The organism is Chlorogloeopsis sp. ULAP01 (genome assembly GCF_030381805.1).
In the GTDB taxonomy this organism is placed as follows: domain Bacteria; phylum Cyanobacteriota; class Cyanobacteriia; order Cyanobacteriales; family Nostocaceae; genus Chlorogloeopsis.
Genome location: NZ_JAUDRH010000006.1, coordinates 171,849 through 194,915, shown reverse-complemented (window position 1 = coordinate 194,915; position 23,067 = coordinate 171,849). Strand labels below are relative to the sequence as shown.

General features: G+C 39.6%; 20 protein-coding genes and 1 pseudogene. 11 read left to right on the top strand and 10 right to left on the bottom strand.

What is annotated here, in order from left to right:
- Positions 1-570: 570 nt before the first annotated feature.
- Positions 571-2,910 (top strand): GumC family protein, encoded by a 2,340-nt coding sequence (locus QUB80_RS13625; RefSeq protein WP_289790043.1) that lies wholly within the window; start codon positions 571-573, stop codon positions 2,908-2,910.
- Position 2,911: 1 nt separating this feature from the next.
- On the opposite strand, the gene QUB80_RS13620 is transcribed toward QUB80_RS13625, so the two are convergent.
- Together QUB80_RS13620 and QUB80_RS13615 are read right to left on the bottom strand one after the other, a co-directional pair.
- The gene (locus QUB80_RS13620; protein ID WP_289790042.1) at positions 2,912-3,640 is read right to left on the bottom strand and encodes an ABC transporter ATP-binding protein; all 729 of its coding nucleotides are present in this window, start codon (positions 3,638-3,640) and stop codon (positions 2,912-2,914) included.
- Positions 3,641-3,902: 262 nt separating this feature from the next.
- Entirely contained in the window at positions 3,903-4,130 is a 228-nt protein-coding gene (locus QUB80_RS13615) for a ferredoxin family protein (protein ID WP_289790272.1), read from the bottom strand.
- A gap of 550 nt (positions 4,131-4,680) precedes the next feature.
- On the opposite strand from QUB80_RS13615, the gene uvrA reads away from it, so the two are divergent.
- Entirely contained in the window at positions 4,681-7,584 is a 2,904-nt protein-coding gene (gene uvrA, locus QUB80_RS13610) for an excinuclease ABC subunit UvrA (RefSeq protein ID WP_289790041.1), read from the top strand.
- 834 nt (positions 7,585-8,418) lie between these two features.
- Positions 8,419-8,649, top strand: a complete 231-nt coding sequence (locus tag QUB80_RS13605; RefSeq protein ID WP_289790040.1) for a hypothetical protein — start codon at positions 8,419-8,421, stop codon at positions 8,647-8,649.
- A 54-nt stretch (positions 8,650-8,703) separates the two neighbouring features.
- On the opposite strand, the gene QUB80_RS13600 is transcribed toward QUB80_RS13605, so the two are convergent.
- The 5 genes from QUB80_RS13600 to petC form a co-directional block, all read right to left on the bottom strand.
- Positions 8,704-9,723 carry an aldo/keto reductase gene (locus QUB80_RS13600; RefSeq protein ID WP_289790039.1) on the bottom strand — a complete coding sequence of 340 codons (1,020 nt, stop codon included), beginning with the start codon at positions 9,721-9,723 and terminating at the stop codon, positions 8,704-8,706.
- A 17-nt stretch (positions 9,724-9,740) separates the two neighbouring features.
- Positions 9,741-10,076, bottom strand: coding sequence for a cytochrome c6 PetJ (gene petJ, locus QUB80_RS13595; RefSeq protein ID WP_289790038.1), 336 nt, complete (start codon positions 10,074-10,076; stop codon positions 9,741-9,743).
- 85 nt (positions 10,077-10,161) lie between these two features.
- Positions 10,162-10,305 (bottom strand): hypothetical protein, encoded by a 144-nt coding sequence (locus tag QUB80_RS13590; RefSeq protein WP_289790037.1) that lies wholly within the window; start codon positions 10,303-10,305, stop codon positions 10,162-10,164.
- A gap of 142 nt (positions 10,306-10,447) precedes the next feature.
- Positions 10,448-11,449, bottom strand: coding sequence for a cytochrome f (petA, locus tag QUB80_RS13585; RefSeq protein ID WP_289790036.1), 1,002 nt, complete (start codon positions 11,447-11,449; stop codon positions 10,448-10,450).
- 103 nt (positions 11,450-11,552) lie between these two features.
- Positions 11,553-12,092 (bottom strand): cytochrome b6-f complex iron-sulfur subunit, encoded by a 540-nt coding sequence (petC, locus tag QUB80_RS13580; protein ID WP_289790035.1) that lies wholly within the window; start codon positions 12,090-12,092, stop codon positions 11,553-11,555.
- A 235-nt stretch (positions 12,093-12,327) separates the two neighbouring features.
- Between petC and QUB80_RS13575 the strand changes: the two genes are divergently transcribed.
- The 7 genes and pseudogenes from QUB80_RS13575 (at position 12,328) to QUB80_RS13545 (ending at position 18,473) form a co-directional block, all read left to right on the top strand.
- The gene (locus tag QUB80_RS13575; RefSeq protein ID WP_289790034.1) at positions 12,328-12,636 is read left to right on the top strand and encodes a DUF3067 family protein; all 309 of its coding nucleotides are present in this window, start codon (positions 12,328-12,330) and stop codon (positions 12,634-12,636) included.
- Positions 12,637-13,304: 668 nt separating this feature from the next.
- A pseudogene (locus QUB80_RS13570) lies at positions 13,305-13,907 on the top strand (hypothetical protein).
- A 222-nt stretch (positions 13,908-14,129) separates the two neighbouring features.
- Positions 14,130-15,938, top strand: a complete 1,809-nt coding sequence (locus QUB80_RS13565; protein ID WP_289790033.1) for an OmpA family protein — start codon at positions 14,130-14,132, stop codon at positions 15,936-15,938.
- Between the two features lie 14 nt (positions 15,939-15,952).
- Positions 15,953-16,450: a Rab family GTPase gene (locus tag QUB80_RS13560; RefSeq protein ID WP_289790032.1), complete on the top strand. Its 498-nt coding sequence runs from the start codon at positions 15,953-15,955 to the stop codon at positions 16,448-16,450.
- The gene (locus QUB80_RS13555) at positions 16,451-16,852 is read left to right on the top strand and encodes a hypothetical protein (RefSeq protein ID WP_289790031.1); all 402 of its coding nucleotides are present in this window, start codon (positions 16,451-16,453) and stop codon (positions 16,850-16,852) included.
- Positions 16,853-16,891: 39 nt separating this feature from the next.
- On the top strand, positions 16,892-18,019 hold the full coding sequence (locus QUB80_RS13550; RefSeq protein WP_289790030.1) for a sensor histidine kinase: 1,128 nt from the start codon (positions 16,892-16,894) through the stop codon (positions 18,017-18,019).
- 259 nt (positions 18,020-18,278) lie between these two features.
- Positions 18,279-18,473 carry a heavy-metal-associated domain-containing protein gene (locus QUB80_RS13545; protein WP_289790029.1) on the top strand — a complete coding sequence of 65 codons (195 nt, stop codon included), beginning with the start codon at positions 18,279-18,281 and terminating at the stop codon, positions 18,471-18,473.
- Between the two features lie 122 nt (positions 18,474-18,595).
- On the opposite strand, the gene QUB80_RS13540 is transcribed toward QUB80_RS13545, so the two are convergent.
- The 3 genes from QUB80_RS13540 to QUB80_RS13530 all read right to left on the bottom strand — a co-directional run bounded on the left by QUB80_RS13540 (position 18,596) and on the right by QUB80_RS13530 (position 19,378).
- A complete protein-coding gene (locus QUB80_RS13540) occupies positions 18,596-18,808 on the bottom strand; it encodes a chlorophyll a/b-binding protein (protein ID WP_289790028.1) in 213 nt (70 codons plus the stop codon).
- Between the two features lie 43 nt (positions 18,809-18,851).
- The gene (locus QUB80_RS13535) at positions 18,852-19,064 is read right to left on the bottom strand and encodes a chlorophyll a/b-binding protein (protein ID WP_289790027.1); all 213 of its coding nucleotides are present in this window, start codon (positions 19,062-19,064) and stop codon (positions 18,852-18,854) included.
- Between the two features lie 110 nt (positions 19,065-19,174).
- Positions 19,175-19,378, bottom strand: a complete 204-nt coding sequence (locus QUB80_RS13530) for a chlorophyll a/b-binding protein (RefSeq protein WP_016875083.1) — start codon at positions 19,376-19,378, stop codon at positions 19,175-19,177.
- Between the two features lie 504 nt (positions 19,379-19,882).
- Between QUB80_RS13530 and QUB80_RS13525 the strand changes: the two genes are divergently transcribed.
- Positions 19,883-23,020 (top strand): MFS transporter, encoded by a 3,138-nt coding sequence (locus QUB80_RS13525; protein WP_289790026.1) that lies wholly within the window; start codon positions 19,883-19,885, stop codon positions 23,018-23,020.
- Positions 23,021-23,067 lie beyond the last annotated feature (47 nt).

The window sequence follows — 23,067 nt, the reverse complement described above, 5'->3', positions numbered from 1 at the left end:
TAAATTTATTCTAAATATAGTGATTTTATTAACACATATAAAACAAGTATATACATACACTTATCGTACTTGGTAATAGAAATTACTGGCTAAAAATATTACACAAAAATTGTCAAACATAATAATGTATAAAAACCTGAATATTTAACTTTTAGGTCTATTAATCTTTATTGGTAAGAAAAATTAAAGATTAACACAGAGCATTGACATTTCTAAATTGGCACTTTAGCTTTGTATGAACAAATTTATCCTGGTGATCTATTTGAAAAACTAAGCTGAATGTATATCTGTGTATATATCAAAAACTGCTAGTAAATATCAACTTGATTGTTGCATAAGAGTTGATTGATAGGTTGATATTTGATAAATACTAAAATACGCGATTACATCAGAACCGTATAGCTATGAATTATTGGTTGCTTTATAAAATTTAGATTTAGATATGGTGATTTGATGTAGTAACGATTAAGTGTGGCGTTTTGCCTATTTTTCAATAAGAACAATATTAATATACCAAATTAATTGATTTTTCTAGGGAAAAATAGTGTTTCAATTTAGAGGATTTTAATAGTGATTAACACTGAACTGGAACAAGGTAAGCTGGTTACTACCTCTCAAAAAGAGGTTATTAATATTAGAAATATTTCTCAAGCCTCTCCAATCTCTTCAATTCTGTGGCAACGCCGCTTTTTGATTGTGGGTGTTTCTTGCGTAGTCATGTCAGCTGCGAGTTTCATGGCTTTTAGTGCAAAACCTGTTTACCGAAGCTCTATGCAGTTATTAGTAAATTCCAACTTTGATGAAAGAGAACTGCTAACTAATACTCAAGAAGGTGCATTAAAAGATTTAATTGAGCCTAAATTAGAAGCATTTAACTACACTCCTCAAATGAGGTTAATAGTCAGTTCTAAAATTATCCAAAAAGCTGTAAATTCACTTCGTACTGAATATCCCAATATTACTGTAGAAGAGGTTAAAGGTCACAATTATTATCGCAAACCTTTAGTTGTAAAGGAAGTAGAGCAAGACACAGTAAATGATCCTACTTATGATCATGTATTTGAGCTTTCCTTTGAAAGTAGGGATCCAGTGAAAGCCCAAAAAGTATTGCAAGCTCTTCAAAAAGCATTTCGAGACTACAACATTGAGCAACAAAAATACAGAGTTGGTAAAGTACTGACTTTGGTTAATGATCGCCTACCGACGATGCAACGACAATTACAAGTCTCTGAGGAAAAGTTAGAAAAGTTTCGCAAAAAATACAATGTATTCGATCCTGAGATCCAAGGTAAATTTCTGCTAGAGTCGCTGGTAGATATTAAAAAACAGCTACAATCTACTCGCGCTCAACTACAAGATTTACAAGCTCGCCATAAAAACATTGAGAACGAGCTAGCTTCGTCTTCTCGAAGCGCAGACTTTTCTTCTCCCTTGAATCAATCCTTGCGTTCTCAAGAGCTAATTGATGACATTCAAAAAACTGAACTAGCTTTAGCACAGGAACGCCAACGCTATACAGATGATTTTCCTGCTGTACAAAAACTGATCGAGCAGCGCCAAAGCCAAGTTGAATTATTCAGGAAAGAGATTCAGCAATCACTTCCAACATTAGATAAAAACATACAAGCTTCCCTACTGCAAGCTATTGACAGAACAAACGCCAAAGTAGCCCAGCCAATTAACTGGGAAGTACTCAGGCGATGGCTAGCCGAAAAAACACCTGTGCCAGAAGGTGCAAGACAACCATTATTGACAAAAGAGCAATTAAAAGAGGTTGAACTGAGGCTAGCGCAACAATTAATTGAAGTAGAAACAACTACCAAGGGACTGCGTGCTAATGAAAAGAGTTTAGCCGAGTCAGAACAAAAAATTTCCTCGGAGTTAAGTAAATATCCAAAACTAATATCAGAGTATAATCGCTTGTTGCCAGAGGTAGAAGTGAAGCGCAAGCAAGTTGAGCAACTTACCCAGGCACAACAATCTTTGGGGCTGAAAATGTCTCAAACAAACTTTGACTGGCAAGTTTTAGAAGAACCCCAACGGGGAATCGATGTGGGTAGCAACAGATTGTTATTTATTATTGGAGGAGCGATCGCTGCACCAATTTTAGGTTTTGCTGCTGCCTTAATGGGGGGATTATCTAATAAAGTTATTTATTCTCCACAAGAATTAAAAAAGCTAACCAATCTACGGATACTAGCTACAGTTCCAAAACTAAAACCATTCTTTCACCACAGGCAAGGATGGCGCTTACCTTGGAAGTGGGGGCAAACCAAAGCTGACTTCAAAGCAGCAGAAATTTTTGACGAAAAGCCTTTCCAGCAAACCCTGGATATGGCGTATCAAAATATCCAAATCATCAAATCTCCCTTTTCCTTCAAGTCTCTCATGGTAACTTCGGCAGTACCTAAAGAAGGCAAAACAACCTTAGCTTTGGAATTAGCGGTGAGTGCTGCCCGGATGCATCGACGGGTATTGCTAGTAGATGCTAACTTACATCAACCAAATTTGCATAAAACCCTAGAACTTTCTAATGATTGGGGACTATCCCTATTATTAGTCGATGAAGAAAATACTTCTTTTGAGGATTACATCCAACCCATTCACCCCTCCATAGATGTTTTGACTGCTGGATCTACCACCGAAAACACGGTGAAGTTGCTTAGTTCTCGACGAATGAAAGAATTGGTAGAGTTGTTTGAGCAAAACTATGATCTTGTGTTAATAGATGCTCCTGCTATTTTGACTATGGTTGATGCCAGAATTTTAGCGACCTTTTGTAATAGCATTGTGATGGTGGCACGTATTGGTAAAGTGACTCAAACTCAGATGATTCAAGCTACAGACATTTTGAGTAACTTGAATTTGATTGGCATCATTGCTAATTTGGCTGGCAGTTCTCATGCCTAAATTAATGCGCCTTTCCAGCTCCTAAATATAGTTCACCCACTTTGGGATCGTTCAACAATTCTAAACCGGGGCCTTGAATTGCATCTCGTCCCGATTCTAGTACATAACCCCGGTGTGCCATCTCCAAAGCTTTACGAGCGTTTTGTTCAACCAAAACGATCGCTGTACCTGCCCGGTTTATTTCTTTAATTTGCTCAAACACTTGAGTTACTAAAATCGGAGACAAAGCAGCCGAAGGTTCATCCAAAAGTAATAAGTTGGGTTCCAACATCAAAGCTTTACCCATCGCTAGCATCTGCCGTTCTCCTCCTGAAAGAGTACCAGCACGTTGACGACAGCGATCGGCAAGCCTGGGAAACATCGTAAATATTTTATCTTTGAGTGGTTTTAAATTGACATTACGGACAAAAGCACCCATTTCTAAGTTTTCTTCAACACTTAGTGAAGAGAAAACATTGGAAATTTGTGGTACATAACACATTCCCTTTTGAACAATTTGATTTGACTTTAGCCCAGTGATATCCTCACCTTTGAAGGTAATTGTGCCTTTATGGGGTGTTAATAGTCCAAAAATAGTTTTCGCTAGGGTTGATTTACCTGCACCATTAGGGCCAATTACAGTCACCATTTCCCTAGAATGAACGCAAAAATTTATACCTTGCAAAATATCTACATCTTTGATGTATCCAGCATGAACATTTTTAACTTCTAGTAAATAGTCATTAGTCATTGGTTAGTGATTAGTAGCTAATAGATAGTGGTTAGTAGGGGTGGTTTTTTTGATGGTATTCGACTCAAACCCATAATTTACATAAACCCGCCCATACAGTAGTTAGTAGTTAATAATATTAATCAATATTTCCTACTCAAGTAAAAATTGGGGACAGGGTATCGGCGACTGGGTACAGACGCTTCGGAACCGAAGCGTCTGTACAATTCCTCTCCTTGTTCTCTTCCTAGCCTCTAGCCCCTAACCCCCAGTCCCGAATAAACTATGATGGCGTTTTTTGCAAATCAGTCCTTTCTTCTGGGACGATCGCTCCTTCTACAGGGCAAACTTGGAGACATATACCACAGTCAATACAGGTGGCAAAATCAATCCAAAACCAATCGGTTCCCTTGACATTTTTACCTGGCCCTGGGTGAATACAAGCAACTGGACAAGCGTCTACACAATCTGCGACGCCTTCACAAACCTCTGTAACAATAGTGTGTGGCATAGATTTCCCCTCTTTTTTAGATCGCAATCGCTGTTCTGAGCCAGCTATTTCTAGCCTAACAACAATGATTTGGTCATTAGTCAATAGTTATTAGTCATTGGTCAATAGTCAAGCCAAACTCTCAATAATTAAGGCAGAGGGCAGAGAGCAGCGCCGTGCGGGGGTTTCCCCCCAACCCCACTCCGTGGGGGCCCCAAAGCCCCCCGTTGTAGACGCCCGGAGGGCGGCTTCCCGTAGGGTGGCGACTTCGGAAGGTTCCCCTCCGTTGTAGACGCGCAGCGGCTTCCCGTAAGGGTGGCGACTGCCCAGAGGCAGAAGGAAAGAAAACAGAAGACTTTACTTTTTGTCTTTGCGCGCCTGTAATAGTGCTTGTGTCCTTTGAGCGCTCATATTTTACACCTCGCCTAATAGAAAATGAGTGAAACAAACGGCGATCGCTCTATAAATAGGAGTGAAATTAACACCTATAACAGTACTGTTGTTCTACCATAACAACGGTAGTATTATTAAGGACTGTTACGTGCTGCCTTACATTGATTAGCCTGCCGATATGTCAGAAACTCAATTAGCTGCATCTATAAATGGGCATCTTCCCTATCCCCATCAAAATCACCAAAACACTATCCGTATTCGGGGTGCTAGGCAGCATAACCTGAAAAATATTGACTTGGACTTACCGCGCGATCGCTTGATCGTCTTTACAGGTGTTTCTGGTTCGGGCAAGTCTTCTTTAGCTTTTGACACAATCTTTGCCGAGGGACAGCGCCGCTATGTCGAATCTCTCAGTGCTTATGCACGGCAATTTTTAGGTCAGATGGACAAACCAGATGTAGAGTCAATTGAAGGGTTAAGTCCGGCAATTTCCATCGACCAAAAGTCTACTTCCCATAACCCCCGTTCCACAGTGGGGACGGTAACAGAAATTTACGACTATTTGCGCTTATTGTTTGGGCGGGCGGGTGAACCCCATTGTCCGATTTGCGATCGCTGTATTGCTCCACAAACTATTGATGAAATGGTTGATCGCATTATGGAATTAGGCGATCGTACCCGCTTTCAAATTCTTGCGCCTGTGGTGCGGGGTAAAAAAGGCACTCATAAAAAGTTATTATCGAGTTTGGCATCTGGTGGTTTTGTCCGCGTCCGCATTGATGGTGAGGTGCGCGAATTATCAGACTCGATTGAGTTAGATAAAAACACTACTCACACTATTGAAGTAGTAATTGACCGTTTAATGAAAAAAGACGGTATTCAAGAGCGTTTAGTCGATTCGCTCGCTACTTGTTTGAAATTATCAGAGGGAATAGCAGTAATTTTATTTACTCCTGCGTCGGATAGTAGCCAACCATCAACTGAGGAACAAGAATTAGTATTTTCAGAGAATTTTGCTTGTCCAGAACACGGCGCGGTGATGGAAGAATTATCGCCGCGATTGTTCTCGTTTAACTCTCCCTATGGTGCTTGTCCTAATTGTCATGGCATTGGCAGTTTAAGAAGATTTTCTGTGGAATTGGTAGTACCCGATCCGGAAGCACCAGTCTATGCAGCGATCGCACCTTGGTCAGAAAAAGATAATTCTTATTATTTAGAATTGCTTTATAGTTTGGCACAAGCTTATGGATTTGAATTGCAGACATCCTGGAATAAGCTAACGAAGGAACAACAACAGATAATTTTGCATGGAGAAGAAACTACGTCAGAAACACAGAAAAACCAGGTTTTTAGAGGAGTAATTCCAATTTTACAAAGGCAATATGAGGGTGGTTCAGAACTAGTTAAGCAAAAGTTAGAGCAGTATTTAATAGATCAACCATGTCCAGTGTGTAATGGAAAGCGCTTGAAACCAGAAGCATTGGCGGTACGATTGGGGCAGTATCGAATTTTAGATTTGACAGGAGTATCGATCGCCCAGTGTCGGGAGAGGATTGATAATTTAAAATTAAGCGATCGTGCCTATCGCATTGCCGATTTGGTATTGAGAGAGATTAGAGCTAGGTTGCAATTTCTCTTAGATGTGGGGTTGGATTATTTAACATTAGATCGCCCGGCAATGACGCTTTCGGGTGGTGAGGCACAGCGTATTCGTTTGGCAACTCAGATTGGCTCTGGCTTGACTGGAGTTTTATACGTTTTAGATGAGCCAAGTATTGGATTGCATCAACGAGATAATGGGCGCTTGCTGCGAACTTTAACCAAATTGCGCGATTTGGGCAATACATTAATTGTGGTGGAGCATGATGAAGAAACAATTCGTGCTGCCGATTATATAGTTGATATTGGCCCTGGTGCGGGTGTTCGCGGTGGAAATATTATTGCTCAAGGCGACTTAAAGGCGTTATTAGAAGCTGAAGCTTCATTGACAGGTGCATATTTATCGGGGCGACAGGTAATTCAAACACCTGCTCAAAGAAGGGAAGGAAATGGGCTAAGTTTAGTGATTAAAAATGCCCATCGCAATAATTTAAGAAATATAGATGTAGAAATCCCACTAGGTAAACTCGTCACTGTCACCGGTGTTTCTGGTTCTGGTAAATCTACCTTAATTAACGAATTACTCTATCCAGCACTGCAACACCACCTTTTCCGCAAAGTGCCTTTTCCCAAAGAAATGGATGGGATTAAGGGACTAAATACGATTGATAAAGCAATTGTCATCGATCAATCTCCTATCGGTAGAACACCCCGTTCTAACCCAGCAACTTACACAGGCGTTTTTGATGTAATTCGCGATGTGTTTTCTGCAACCATTGAAGCAAAAGCCAGGGGTTACAAACCGGGACAATTTTCTTTTAATGTCAAAGGTGGGCGTTGTGAAGCTTGTAGCGGGCAAGGTGTAAACGTCATTGAAATGAATTTTCTGCCTGATGTTTATGTGCAATGTGAAGTTTGTAAAGGTGCAAGATATAACCGCGAAACTTTGCAGGTGAAGTATAAAGATAAATCTATTGCTGACGTTCTCAATATGACTGTTGAAGAAGCTTTGGAATTTTTTCAAAACATTCCTAAAGCTGTCACTCGTTTGCAAACTTTAGTAGATGTCGGATTGGGTTATATTCACCTCGGACAACCCGCGACTACGTTATCTGGTGGAGAAGCGCAGCGCGTAAAACTAGCAACAGAACTATCGCGCCGCGCCACAGGAAAAACACTTTATTTAATTGATGAACCAACAACAGGTTTATCTTTTTATGATGTCCATAAATTGTTAGATGTGTTGCAAAGATTGGTAGATAAAGGTAATTCAATTTTGGTAATTGAACATAATTTAGATGTAATTCGTTGCGCCGATTGGGTGATAGATTTGGGGCCAGAAGGTGGCGATAAAGGTGGAGAAATAATTGCTATAGGTACGCCAGAAGAAGTAGCAGAGAATCCTAAGTCTTATACTGGACAGTATTTGAAGCAGGTGTTGCAGCATTATCCGCCAGTAGTGTCGGCAAATAGAAGTAAGTAGTGGTGTGACACAGCTAAATTGGTGTATCACAATTCATAGTAAAAATTAAGTAGGGGAGGCAAAAAGCGGAGTGGATGTTCCTCCCGCTTTATTGCCGTTGTGTTACGGCTATGTAAGGATTTGAGAGTTTAATATCAGTTCGCATGATTAGTTATGATTACCATCTTGGTGTTACCCCTCCCTAACCCTCCCCTTGGTAAGGGGAGGGTACCGTTAGGTGGGTGGGGTGCTTAAAGATTTATAAGTAATTAACTGAACTTGGTATAAGAGGGTGAGAACTAGCCGTAACGCGCCGAATTTTTAGTGCATTAAGTCCTGTTTGAATGCATTAATCAGCTTATGCAAGTTGCAAATGAGATAGATGATCCTGAATTATGAAAAAAGCAACTGAATTACAGGAACTAATGAAACAAAAGTTAAAAGGAAGCAAGCCAGAATATCAAAATTGATAACCAGTCACTCTTGACTTAAATCTCAATCTGCCAATGGATTGAAGACAAGAAACTCGACTATCCAATTCTCAGTTTGAAATGACAGAGTATTTTCGTCAACAGCCTAATATCATCCTAGTCGATGGATTCAATCCGATCGCCGTGACTGGGAGGCTGAGAAATCACCATTGCTGTTGTTACCCCAGACATAATATTCGGCAGTTTCTTTGCTAATCATTGTAAAGAAAAATTAACTTGGGAAGATTACCAAGGATGACAAAAATTTGTGTAGTAGACTACATAGTGGACTCTTTCTATATCTGAAAATAAGGTAATTAGCCGAATAATAGCTCATTTCACCCAACTAGGTTGGTAAAAACTGTATAGCCATTGGGAAAGAAAAATGCACAATAGCTTTGATATTAAAGAAATATACGAAGAACAGGCACAGCTTGCAGCAGCACAACTATATTTTGGACTGCCTTTAACCACGTGTGAAGCAGAAGTAAGAGATGGGATCAACTCATGCTTTCAACCTTTTCCTAAAGCCAGAAAAACAGGAGCAATAAAAACAGATGAACTAGAAAATTCAGTTTACCAATTTAACAAAATTTTAGATAGTTTGGGGGCTTAGAGATAATAACCCAGAAATGCGATCGCTACTCCTGGGAGCGTGAGCAATTATCTGTTATCGACGATATTCGTCACCACAATCGCCGATTAACTGATACAAATCCCTTTCTTGACTAGATACACTATCTATCAACTGCAAATCTTCAGTATCTAGAGTCAAATCAAATACTTTGGCGTTATCTTCTAGATGTTCAGATATGCCAAGTCTAGCACCAACAATTACACCACCTACGGCGGGTTTATCTAAAATATAACGAACTGCGACATTAGAGATACTTGCCCCATGCTTATCGGCAATTTGTTTGAGGGTAGAAAGCAACTGTTGAAATAATCCCCAACCACCCCAAGCATCAATCATATTCTTATATTTTCTCAGACTCACGGTAGCCAAATCAAAGCCTCGTGGTTCGGGCTTGCCCAAATACTTTTCTGATAAAAAACCACCGCAAAGGGTGCCATAAGTAAAAAGCTTAATATTGTGCTGCTGACAAAAATGAATCATATTAACTTCCGGACGGCGATCAACCAAAGAAAATTGCACTTGGTTAGAAACTATATTAATACCTGCTTTAATAATGATTTCTAAGTGTTCGGTATCAAAATTTGTCAAAGCTAAATGCTTAATTTTGCCCTCGGTTTGAAGTTCTGCCATATATTTGAGAGCGTCTAGGTAGTTTTGATCTCGATATTCCCACCAGTGAAATTGCATCAAGTCTAAAGATTCAACATCCATTCTTCTCAGGGAAATATTAATATTTTCCTCAACAATTTTTCTAGTCATTTTACCGGGACGAGGTACCCATTTTGTGAAGGCTCGAATGTTAGATAAACCTTCTTCTCCACGGGTGGCAATGATTTGACGGCGAAATTCACCAATCAAATCTTCGGCGGAACCATAATGATCTGCTAAATCCCAAGTAGTAAAACCTGCATCAACATATTTGAACATAGACTGAATTGCGGCTTTAGGATCTATGCGCCCATGTCCGCCAGAAACCTGCCACATTCCGTTTAATATGCGGCAAATGTTTAATTCAGGAGTGAATTGTAGGTAACTTGTTGTTGGTAAAACCATTTTTAATTTTTAATTTTTTAGTGCCAGTCTTTTTGAGCTTGTTCGAGAACGTAAGCAGAAACATCTTGAATTTCTTGTACAGTTAGGCGGTCTTTGTAGGCTGACATATTATTTTTACCATTAGTTACAATAGATGCGATCGCCTCAATTGAATCCATACCATTTTTCTTGAGTGCTTTTGCTTTCAATGTCTTACCCCGCCTGACGATGTTGCCACCATTGATATGACAACCAACACAATGAATACTAAAAACTTGTGCGCCATTGGCTGTATCTGCTGCACTAGCACTTGGAGTCAAAATACTTGTTAACAGCAAGAATATAACTAATACTAATGTTAGTAGTTTTTGCATTTATATTCTCCTGATAACCATCTGAATTTTGACAGAATCAAATAAGCTTCACTAATAATTTTATAGCAATTAAAATTCACTCTAGTTAATCTTGTTGTTTTTTGTGAGCATCTTCTACTTCAGTTTCAGCAATCAGTTGATCTAAACTTTTAGGAAAATCACTATTGGTAACTTTTTTATAAAAAACTTGATAACATTGGCAGTTGTAGGGTGTATTGTTGCGTAGCATAACGCACCAAAATTTCTGGTACGTTAGGACTCATATCCATAACGCACCCTACAAATCTAAAATTTTCCAAGCAAGTTGCCAATAACAAAAAAAGACAGGCAATATACCTGTCGCAAAATAAGTTGATAATTCCAAAGAAAATTTAGAAATTCATCTCGGCTTCTTGGACTTTCTCAACTTGCTTCTTCTTCAGAATCAGCATCACTTGAGCTAACATCACCAAACAGACGAATGCTATCATCCATACAACTCTGTTAGGGTCTTGTAGCACAATTTCTGTATCATCTTGACCAAAGCCACCAACGTTGGGGTTATCGGTCAATGCGTCACCAGCTTTGAGTGTTTGTCCTTCAGAAACAATCAACTCTGGCCCAGCTGGAATTGTATCAACAACTGTTTCCCCGGAGTCGCTTTGGATAGTGACTTGATATTTGGCGTTACCGTATTCGTCTTCTTCTTTGGCAATTTTAGTAATTGTGCCAGCAGCAGAAGCGGTAAAAACACCGTTGTTGCTCTTTTCACCAGTAGGATAAACTTGTCCGCGTCCCCGGTTCGCACCTAAGTGAACAGCATATTTGCCGAAGTGAATGTTCTTGTCGGTGGCGGGGCTGGGAGAAAGAACTGGGAAGACTATTTCTTGATACTGTTCGCCAGGAATTGGCCCTACAAGCAGGACGTTGTCTTGTCCTTCTTTGTAGGGTTGGAAATAAACATCACCAACTTCTTCCTTAAGTTCCTCAGGAATGCGATCCTCAGGAGCAATCTTGAAGCCTTCTGGCAGCATTAACACAGCACCAACATTCAAGCCAACTTTGGAGCCATCAGCACCTACTTGCTGCACTTTGGTGTCATAGGGAATTTTTACCACGGCCTTAAATACCGTGTCAGGCAAAACTGATTGGGGAACTTCTACTTCAGCAGGCTTTGCTGCTAGGTGGCAGTTAGCACACACAATCCTTCCAGTCGGTTCGCGGGGTGTTTCTGGATAGGTTTGCTGCGCCCAAAATGGATAAGCTGCTGCAGACTGGGGAACGGCTACATCGCTAGTGAAGAAAAATGTCATCGTAGCGATCGCTATGAGCAATGTTCTTACAATTGCTCTAGCAGTGCGATTTAATCTCGCTGTTGTACAAGATTTTCTCATCTCTTAAGGACTAGGATTCTAGGAGCAACGTCAAATATTACTAGAGAGTGGAGCAAAATTTACTGATTTTGGAGTGAATGTAAAAATTCAAAAACCAAAACTTTTAAGCCCACCAAGGTTCTTCACCAGTACGGAAGTCAGTTTCAGTCCAAGGGGTGAGGACAATATTGTCATCTTGTGTTGTTGCGTGAGACAAAGCCAAAGAAAGCGGCGCTGGGCCTCTAACTACTTTACCTGTTGCATCATACTGGGAACCGTGACAAGGACACTTGAATTTGTTCTCAGCAGCGTTCCAGGGTACAACACAACCTAAGTGAGTGCAAACGGCATTGATACCGTAATCAGTTATTGCCTCTTTGCTTTCTACCACGATATAGGTAGGATCGCCCTTAAGTCCCTGAACCAGAACGCGATCGCCCACATTATGGCTGTCTAAAAACTTGCTGACGCTAACATTGTTACCCAGTTCGTCTTTTGCAGTTGTACCACCGCCGACTCCACCAGCAGAAGGAGGAATGAAATATTTGACAACAGGATACAACGCCCCCAGGGCTACTCCGGTTACAGTCCCAAAAGTGAGAAGATTCATGAACTGACGACGCCCCATATCGGGTACGTCCATTGATTCCGAAAATTGAGCCATAATCTACGCGTTCTTGGGTATTTTGTTAACTTTTTTTTGACTTGAGTTCTAGTATCTGAGAAACTCTTGTCTGAGGCGAGATGCCCATGCCTCTTCTGAAGATGCCAGATTATCTCTTCAAAGAAATGTCTCGCATCTTTCATCTATATAGCATTACATTTCTTTATATTCCTATCATACTTGAGTTACCGAACTTAACATCATCACCAAATGTAAAATATAATTGAGAAGAGCTATGACAGGACAGGAATTACGCCAGCTGCTGCTTGAGAAGTGGGGACGCTCATATGATGTCCAACTACGCCGGACACAGGGCAAGATATTTGTACAAATTATGTGGAAATACCTGGAGCAAGCTTCTTTTCCCCTCAGTGAGGCAGAATACCAAGAACATCTAGATAGCATCGCCAATTATCTGAATTACTTGGGTGGAACAACTCAAGTACAAAAATACATTAGGGAAACACGAGAGCGCCCACGCCTTGGTAAAGCTGTTAGTATTCCTCTAGATTTGGGCGAAAGGGCAGCAGAATGGATTTTATAACTCATTATTCGCAGTCAGCTAAGGTGTGGCAAAATTTAGACTAACTGTAATGATTAGACTCCAGCTTGTTCATTATGCCCTTCATTCGTCAAGTCTATACATTTAGCAGTTGTCATTAGAATATATCAATATTTTTGAGTGCCTCAAGTCCTGTTTTATTAACCCTCGATATTGCATTAGTCGCTATTGTTTACACCAAAAATTGAAGCACAGGGATAATTGAAGTTGTTCCGCATTTAACTTGCCTAACATGGACAAGCTTTCTGGATTACCCCACTAGAGTTGAGTCTCATTTCAATATGCAGACTAAATGTTTTCAGCTTAGACATTGCTCAGACATTTGCTTCTATTACAGACGAGTACCTTTGTTATACGTCAATCAATCGGTCGAACTCACGTTTGTGGGATGTCGAAAAATTTTTCATTCTTTAAATATATTTCTATCTTATGGTAGATGCAATTTGCTGTTTAATTCATTGATTCTACCAAAAGAGTGATAAGCTCATAGATCTAAAGTGCTAGAATTTAATACTATTTAAAAACAAAACCACAAATTAGTAAGGTATTGTCTTAATCAAAGTTCTAAACCGACAGTTTTACATTTTATCTTACTAAATAAATAGCAAAAAATACATAAAGTCAATTTAAGTTTACAGAGGACTAAATTTATGAATTTGCCAGAAGAATAACATAATAATAACTTTACAGACACCTCCTCCGGTCTATCAGCGCAAGAAAGATATCCAACCTCGTTTAGTAATAATCATTTTGGTGAAAGTACCAGTTTAGATAAAGTTAGAACTATTCTTTTTGGTAACCAAATACGAGAATTTGAAAAAAGATTTGCGCGTTTAGAAGACCGACTTGTAAAAGAATGTGGAAACTTGCGGGATGAAACAAAAAAACGTTTAGATTCCCTGGAGAACTATATTAAAACAGAAATTGAAGCATTAGCAGAACAACTAACAGGCGAGCAAGCAAAACGTGATGAAGCAGTGAACGCATTAAGTGAAGAACAAAAAAATCTCACCGCTTCTGTAGATAAAAAACTAGCTCAATTTGAGGAACAAACTACCACAAAAGCGCGGGAGTTACGTCAACAAATTCTGAATCAATCTCAAACACTACACGACGACATCCGACAAAAGTACGAAGAAATATTGGCACTGCTACAACGGGAAGCCCAAGAAATCCGTGCAGAAAAAACTGATCGCTCTGCCCTTGCAGCTATGTTTACAGAGTTAGCAATGCGTCTAAACTCCAAACCATAAATCCTAAAAAGTTGCTGGAAATAAAGATGCCCAGAAGGAAAGATGCGGTGACACTAGTTTTATCAGACGCAAAGTGGGGAATTGGGCATTGGAAAAGTGGAGAGTGGAGGAAGAAAGGTGAGTCACGTTTACTCACCTTGTCTCGTCCCCTTGGCCTTCCTGCTGCCCTATACCCGTATCTCCGTGTCCCTGTTTCCTCTTCATTATGGGGGATTATTGGTAATGACTGACTATTCTCAAAACGAATTTGCACCAAAGTCTCCCGAATTCTCTAATGGCGGGAGTAGTCCACAGAACTTTGCAAATAACTATGATGACATATCTAGTGATGAACTAAGCGAACTCCGCAGTTTGCTTTTAGGTGTAGAGCCAACACAATTACAAAAATTATATGAGCGATTAAATAATCCACAAATTCAGGCAGAAGATATCAGCAGCTTACTTCCAGAAGCTGTGATTTTACGAACAATCAAAGATAAACTACTGGCTGAAGCAATGGTGCCTACAATTGAGCAAGCTATTCAATCTTCGGTAAAAAAAGACTTAAATGTACTTTCTGAGGCATTTTTTCCTATTATAGGGCCTGCTACTCGCAAGGCGATCGCCACAGCTTTAGATGAGATGATTCAATCTTTGAATCAAACTCTAGAACATAGTTTGTCACCACAAAGTTTTAAATGGAGATTGGAAGCGCGACAAACAGGAAAATCATTCGCTGAAGTTGTACTGCTACGCACGCTGATTTATCGAGTAGAACAGGTTTTTTTAATCCACAAAAAAACTGGATTGTTGCTGCAACATATCATTGCCCCGTTGGTGACGGCTCAAGATCCAGATTTAATTTCCGCAATGTTAACAGCTATCCAAGATTTTATCAAAGATTCTTTTAATGTAAAAAAAAGTGAAACGTTGCAAAGTTTAGAGTTTGGAGAACTATTTATTTGGGTTGAAGAAGGGCCACAAGCTATATTAGCAGGAATTATCCGGGGAAATGCTCCTCAAGAATTAAGATTAGTATTTCAAGAAGTACTAGAAAAAATTCATTTAAGGTTAGGCAAAGAACTTAATACTTTTGAAGGGGAGACTGAGCCATTTGTAGCTAGTAAACCTTATCTTCAAGTTTGCTTGTCGGCTCGATATAAATCTCCAATCAAAAAAAATTATACTTATGTATGGAGTGTGTTGGCTACGAGTGCGATCGCCCTGGGAATTTTGGGTTTTTTTGCAGTTAGAGAACAACTACGTTGGAATGCATATTTGCAAAAACTCAACTCTCAGCCAGGAATAGTCGTGATCAAAGCACAGAAGAGACATGGGAAATATTTCATCACTGGAATGCGCGATCCATTAGCAGCAGATCCCCAGATGTTGATGAAACAAGCAAAACTGAACCCGAAACAAGCGATCGCTAAATGGGAGCCTTATCTTTCCTTTGATGCTCCATTTATTATAAAAAGGGCTGAAGAATTTCTACAAGTACCAAAAACCGTATCTTTAAACTTAGATGCAAATGGCATTCTTTATGCCACAGGAACTGCACCCAGGAACTGGATTATCTCAACAAGAAAATTGTGGCGCTTTATTCCTGGTGTTACCCAATATGTAGATAAAAATTTAGTTGAGCTAGAACTTAGTGAGTTGGAATCATACAAAAAGCAAATAGAACAAAAAATGCTCTTTTTTGTAGAAGGTACTATAGAGTTTATACCAGGTGAAAACAATAAACTTACAAATTTAGCCAAAGAAATACAAAAACTTTTAGAGGCTGCTAAATATTTAGACAAGAGTGTACGTATTGAAATTATAGGGCATGCCAATACGACTGGTATAGAATCAAGAAATATAGTCTTGAGTCAAGACAGAGCTAATAAAATATTATCTTATCTCGTCTCCCAAGGAATAAATACAAGCAATTTGACTGCTGTAGGTGTGGGTTCTAGTCAACCTTTTAAACAAGGATTTACACAACAAGATAAACAAGTTCGACCCAGGGTATCATTTAATATAAACTTGACTGATACTCGGAATTGAAGGCTTATTCACATATGCTTCAGAAAAAAATTTGTATGGTGGGTGCGTTTGCTACAGGTAAAACTAGTTTAGTGTCGAGGTTTGTTTACAGTATATTTTCAGAAAAATATCAAACTACTGTTGGTGTAAAAATTGATAAAAAACTTATAAATATTCAAGATAAAAATATAAACTTTATTTTATGGGATTTATATGGAGAAGATGAATTTCAAAAAATAAAAATATCATATCTGCGAGGTTCATCTGGTTATTTATTAGTGGTAGATGGAACTAGAAAAGATACCTTAGAAAAAGCTTTATATTTACAAAAAAGAGTAGAAGATGCTATTGGGAAAGTACCTTTTATTCTTGTACTAAATAAATGGGATTTAACACATGAATGGGAAATTACAGATACCGAAATTGAAAAAATACTTCAAAAAGGTTGGAATGTAATTAAAACTAGTGCTAAAACTGGTTTAGGTGTAGAAGAAGCTTTTCAAAATCTTGCTCATAAAATCTTGGAGGGATAAATGCAAGATGTCCCTGCATCTGTTAATGATTATCTTATCAATTTAATGATAGAGACTCGTTCTCTAGCTTATCTTTTAGTCACAAAAGATGGTTGTTTGTCCTCATGGGGCGGAAAACTATCAGCATACGGTATTACTAATCTTCAAAAAGGTGAGGATGTTGGCCAACAGATTTTTTTTCTAGAAGGGCTGCTCCCACTTGATGATTTCCCATTATTTTTACCACGTATGAAAACTGAATATGGAATTTGTGCAGATGTACATATTTTCCCTTCAGAGGAAGGAGATTGGGTTTTACTTTTAGATGCAACTTTAGACGAAATGCAACTCTCAATTATTCAACAACAAGTAAATGATTTTATTTTGAATCCAGAAAAAGTAACGAGAGTTTTAAATCAATAATTTTTAGTATGGACTCAAGTATTACGGTGCCTAGAAATTATGAGTGACTTGATTACGTCAAATCTTTTTGCCACCTTGAATATTCTGGTATTAGAGCAGATACATACCGGACGTTTTAAACTTACTGGAACTCCCCCAGAGTGGTTGCAACAATTTTGTCGTCGTCCTGTTCATCCGGACATGGAAGTACTAATACCTCAAGAAGATTTTCCTTTTTTAGAAAACTTTTTAATTGATGCTGAAGAAGTATGGTTAAAAAATGACAGTAAAAAATTAAAATCTGGTATATGGCATCAGCAAGATTTATTGAATCAAGAATATCATTTTGAAGCTACTGTGCTTTCTGTAAATAATAAAAAGATACTTTTGATTGAGTTATTAGATGAAGAATATGAAGAGAAACATAGCCTTATCCAAAAAGCTAGAGAAAATACATTAGACTATCAATATCTATTAAAAGAAAATCAAAAAAAAGAAATTTTAATTCACTGTATTATACATGATATAGCTGGACAATTAAGTGCGATAAACTGCTGTCTAGCACTGTTAGATTTTGAAAACTTAACTTCAAAAGGAAGAGAACATTTAGAGATTGGTAAAATACAAACTATTAAACAAGAAATGCTGATTCGGGAAATATTGGATGCATTTTCTGCTGAAGTAGATTCACTAGATTCTTTTACAGTTGATGCCGAGCAAGCACCAAATGTACTCACTTGTACCCAGGAGGTAATTCAACTTTTAACTCCCACTTTTGCTCTTCACAAAATGCAACTGCGACTCGCTCCTGATATTGATTGGACAGCAGATTGGAGAGTAGTTGGTGACAAATCGCGCCTAGACAGAGTAATTACTAATTTAGTAGAAAATGCCTTTCGTTACAGTCCCCCAGAATCTGTAGTGATTATTGATTTACAACAAGATGGTGAGTATATTTTCGTGAGAGTAGATGATGAAGGTAGCGGTGTACCTCCACAAATGGTTGAGACTTTATTTGAAAAGTTTTCTCAAGGTAAAACTAAACCAGGTAGGATTGGTCTTGGGCTTTATTTTTGCCGTATTACTCTAGAACGCTGGGGTGGTGAAATTCATTATTCACCTCGTCCACAGGGGGGTTCGTCATTTTGGTTTCGTCTGCCAAAACCAAAAGCACAGACACCAAATTAAACCTAATATGCGCCTTATAAGAAGCCTGAATTTTGAGAAAAGTTGGGGTTCTGTATCTTATATTTTGAAATATGCGTAGGATGTGTTAGCGAAGCGCAACACATCTTCAGAATATTTTGGTGCGTTACGGACTTCGTCCTAATACACCCTACCAAATTATAAATTTGTTCTTGACTCTCCAGTTAAGTGGAGATTTTATGATTATTTTAAAACTGCAATGCTAAAAATTCAATCTGTAATAGATAAATCATTTTAGCTTATGACACTGCAACTAAAAGTTCCTGATATGGCTTGTTCTGCTTGTGCTGATACTATTACTAAAGCAGTTCAAGCAATAGATGCTAGCGCTACTGTGCAAGCAGATACTAAAACCAAAATTGTGTTAGTGGAAACTAATGCACCAGAAACAGAAATTAAGAATGCGATCGCCAACGCTGGATATATGATCGCTTAACCTTAAAAAACTACTGATATCTGTCTTAATTTTCGTTACCAGGTTTAACCTGGTAACGAGAGTGATACAAAAAGTGAAGAACAATGAGTTAAACTCACCATTCCTCACTTATTATTTAAGAATTAATACCCAATGAAGTGCAGTACGTCACGCAAAACACTGTAACCAGCTAAATCCCATAGCAAATAAGCTAGGAAGCCAATCATTGCTAAACGCCCATTCCATAACTCGGCTTGGGGATTAAAGCCAAAGATAAATGCATTACGGTCAACACCGTTGTAAGCTTTTGCTACTGGTGGTATATCAGTAGAAGGACGAGTCTCATTAGATTGCATTGTTTTTCTCCTTCAAAATCAACTGTCTTGTATTTACTGAGAGTTAGTAACCAACAATGTGTAATACATCGCGCAGAACACTATAACCAGCTAAATCCCACAGTAAATAAGCCAGAAAACCAATCATTGCTAAACGGCCATTCCACAACTCGGCTTGAGGATTCAAACCAAACAGAAAAGCATTGCGGTCAACACCGTTGTAAGCCTGAGCAACTGGTGGTATATCAGTAGAAGGACGAGTTTCTTTAGATTGCATTTTTGTCTCCAGAATCTAATTCTTATTGATCAACCTAAGCAAAGTTAATCTTGTCTGTATGTATGTGAGTTAAGAGTGTAATTTCCTCACGTTTAACCTAAAAAAGTTATCTAATAACCAATTAGGTGCAAAACATCACGTAGGACGCTATAACCAGCTAAATCCCACAGCAAATAAGCAAGAAAACCAATCATTGCTAAACGGCCATTCCACAATTCAGCTTGAGGATTCCAGCCAAACAGAAAAGCATTGCGGTCTTTGCCGTTATACTCTGTAGCAATGGGTGGCAAATTAGTAGAAGGACGAGATTCCATTGTTCCCCCAAAAATAGATTTTCTGACTCTTTTTTAGTCGCTATTAGTTATTAGTCAGTTTGAGTTTGCTAATAACTAAACCTTATTATTTGGAACTGCTCTTTACATAACTTAAATTTAGCTAGCCATAACTGTGTTGCTGTATTCCTATGGGTACAAAATATAGGCACTTCTAATGGCCGATTCTCAAAGTATTTTTTAAACCCCACAATGTACCTTAAGAGAGTGATAAAAATATAAAATACTAAACAAATATTAATTTTAACTATATTTTAAGTGAAATTACTGAGCAAATACAGCAGATACAAAGCTAGTGCATTAGCGAGAAAAACTTATATCCAATGCCGGATGTAGGTATCAGACCTACGATGGATGCCTTATGAGCCTAATTTCAACGATTCTGAGCTAAAGAGTTGGGTATAGCTACAGATAAAGAGGTAAAAGTTGATTGGCAAAATTAGTAACTTTTTATACCTAGCATAAGGCTTAGAGGAAGGAAATAAAATGTTTCAGAGTATGGAAATAACGCTAGGACTTAATAAACCACTGTTTTGGCTAGCACAAGTTATAGTAGACCCGCCAGCACCAGTATCGCCAGCACAAACATCTGTTCTGACTGCGGGGCCACGCTTTTTTACCGCTTTACTCTCTGGCGTGATCCTGGCTTTTGCGATTCAGCTAGTATTAACGAACCTTTCCGTTGCAGCAGGTATTTCTTACTTGGGACGTCCATCCGGCTCGGATTCAGACAGTTCAGAAGTTGGTAGTTTTGGCGGAACGATCCGCAAAATAGGCACTGCTGTGGGACTTTGGACATTAGTAACGGTGACTATTGCTTTAGCGATCGCTTGTTTTTTGGCGGTCAAGCTTAGTTTAGTGATCTTTAGTCCAGGGCTAGGAGCAATTCTAGGTTTGGTAATTTGGGGTGCTTACTTTTTGTTGCTAGTGTGGGTAAGTTCCACAACTGTAGGCTCTTTTCTTGGTAACATTATTAACACTGCAACTTCTGGCTTGCAGGCGATTATGGGTACAGCTACCGCCGCATTAGGTGCAAAAGCTGTGAACCAGCAAGTTGTAGCAACCGCCGAAGCTGCTGCGGCTGCGGTACGTCGAGAGCTAGGTAGTGCGATCGACCCTGGTAGTGTGCGCGATCAAATAGAAGATTATCTAGAAATGGTGCGCCCTCCAGAGCTAGATTTTTCAAAAATTCGCAAAGACTTTGAAAATCTACTTAGTGATCCTCAAGTTAGGGAAATAGCTGCTAGCGGCGATCTTCGCAACATTGATCGCGAAACATTTATCAACTTAGTCAGTAGCCGTACCGACCTTTCTAAGCGAGAAGTGAAGCGGATTGCTGATACCTTATATAGTGTTTGGCAGCAGACAGTAGCAGGACAGGCTCGTCCCCAAGACAGGATGGGTGAATTGATTGACTATATTAAGTCTCTCCAGCCAGGACAGACAAACACAGAAGAACTCAACCGTAAGGTTGATTTGTTGATGGCAGAAATGCGTTCAGCAAAACAAGCAGATGAAAAAGCAGCTCAGGAGGCAACCCCAGGGCCGATCCAACGGACATTACAACAGGGGATAACTGCTTTGACTGGCATTGTTTTAGGACGCACTGATTTGTCAGATTTAGATGTAGAAAAAATCTTAGGTATTTTGACTACAGCTAAAGACAAAGCCACTGAACAAGCAGATAAGCTAGGATTGCCTACACCAAAGCAACCTTATAGTCCTATTCGTACAGATGTAGAAAACTATCTGCTCAATACCTATGCCTGGCAGTTGAGTGGGGACAGAATTGCTCAAGAATTTCGTGATGTCATCTATGATCCTGCTGCCGATCCAGGAACAGTACGGCGGGAGTTAGAAAGGCTTTCTCGTAGCGATTTTGTTAACATCCTGCAACAACGCGGTCTTTTAACTCAAGCAGAAATCCAGCGAATTGCTGATAATTTGGAAACTGTTCGCCAGTCGGTGTTAGTCACAGTTACTGCCGAGGAAGAAAGAGAGATAACACTAGACTTGCAACGCCGCGTAGAGAGCTATTTACTCGTCACCCCCAAATCAGAATTAACTCCAGAAGGAATTCCGCAGAGTTTCAAACCTTTATTGGAAGATGCTGACGCAGATTATGAAACTCTTTCCCGGCGCTTATCAGCATTTGATCGCCAATCGATGCGAGAGATACTGCTTTCACGCAATGATATTCAGCCAGAGGAAGCAGATGCAATTCTAGACGAATTGGAAAGACAGCGCGATCGCGTCTTAGTAGAATCGAAAGGACTGGCAGATCAAGCAAAATATCAAGCAGAATCACTGTGGTTAAATTTAGAGTCATATCTGCGTAATACCGGCAAAGATGAGCTAAATCCCAACGCCATTAGAGCCGAATTAAAGAGACTTCTAGAAGATCCACAAGCTGGAATGGCGGCAATTAGGGCGCGTTTATCTCGCTTTGATCGCGATACTTTGGTGAAATTAGTTAGTCAGCGACAAGATTTGAGCGAAGATGAAGCAAATCAAATTATCAACACTGTAGAGGAATCGTGGCAGAGTGTTCGCCACGCGCCGCAAGCAGTAGTGGATAAAGCCAAAGAACAGTATGATTCTGTCACAACCATAATTGCAGATTATCTGCGCAATACTGGGAAACAAGAACTCAATCCAGAAGGCATTCAGCGTGATTTGAATCGATTGTTTGAAAATCCTAAAGAAGGAGCGATCGCCCTGCGCAGGCGTTTATCGCAAGTGGATCGAGATACCTTAGTAAAATTGCTCAGTCAGCGAAAGGATTTAAGTGAAGAGCAAGTTAATCAAGTCATCGATTCCGTACAAAACTCGATCCGCAACATTGTACGCGCACCACGCCGTTTAGCCACCCGGACACAGCAAAGAGTACAAAATTTCCAGGATTATCTGGAGGAATATCTCCGGCGAACTGGTAAGGATGAACTTAACCCAGAAGGTATTAAACGTGATTTGTCCCTATTGTTACACGATCCGCGCGTGGGGATGGAAAGTTTAGGCGATCGCCTTTCCCACTTTGATCGTGACACGATTATCGCCCTGTTAAAACTGCGGGAAGACCTCAGTGATGAAGAAGCAGCCCGGATTGCAGATACAATCGTGTCAGTACGCGATAACTTTGTCGAACAAGTGCGGGGTATTCAGCGCCGCATTCAAGATGCACTTGACGGCATTTTTGCCCGTATTCGCTACTACCTCAACTCCTTAGAGCGTCCGGAACTCAACTACGATGGTATCAAGCGGGATGTGCGTAAGGTGTTTGATGATCCGCAAGCAGGATTTGAAGCATTACGCGATCGCCTATCTGCTTTTAACCGCGAGACATATGTTGCAATCTTGAGTTCTCGTGATGACATTTCTGAGGAAGATGCTAACCGCATTGTTGAGCAAATTGAACGAGCACGTAATAGTGTCTTACAACGGGCAGAACGCATCCAACAAGAAGCCCAACGACGCTTAGAAGAAGTCAAGCGCCAAGCACAGCGCCAAGCTGAAGAAACCCGCAAAGCCGCAGCATCAGCAGCTTGGTGGTTATTTGCTACAGCGATCGTCTCTGGAGTATTCTCCGCATTGGCAGGGGCGCTAGCAGTAGCTTTTGTGCTGTAAATAGCGTAAATAAATTTAAGCTGTCTCCGCTGAATCTAGTTCTAGCC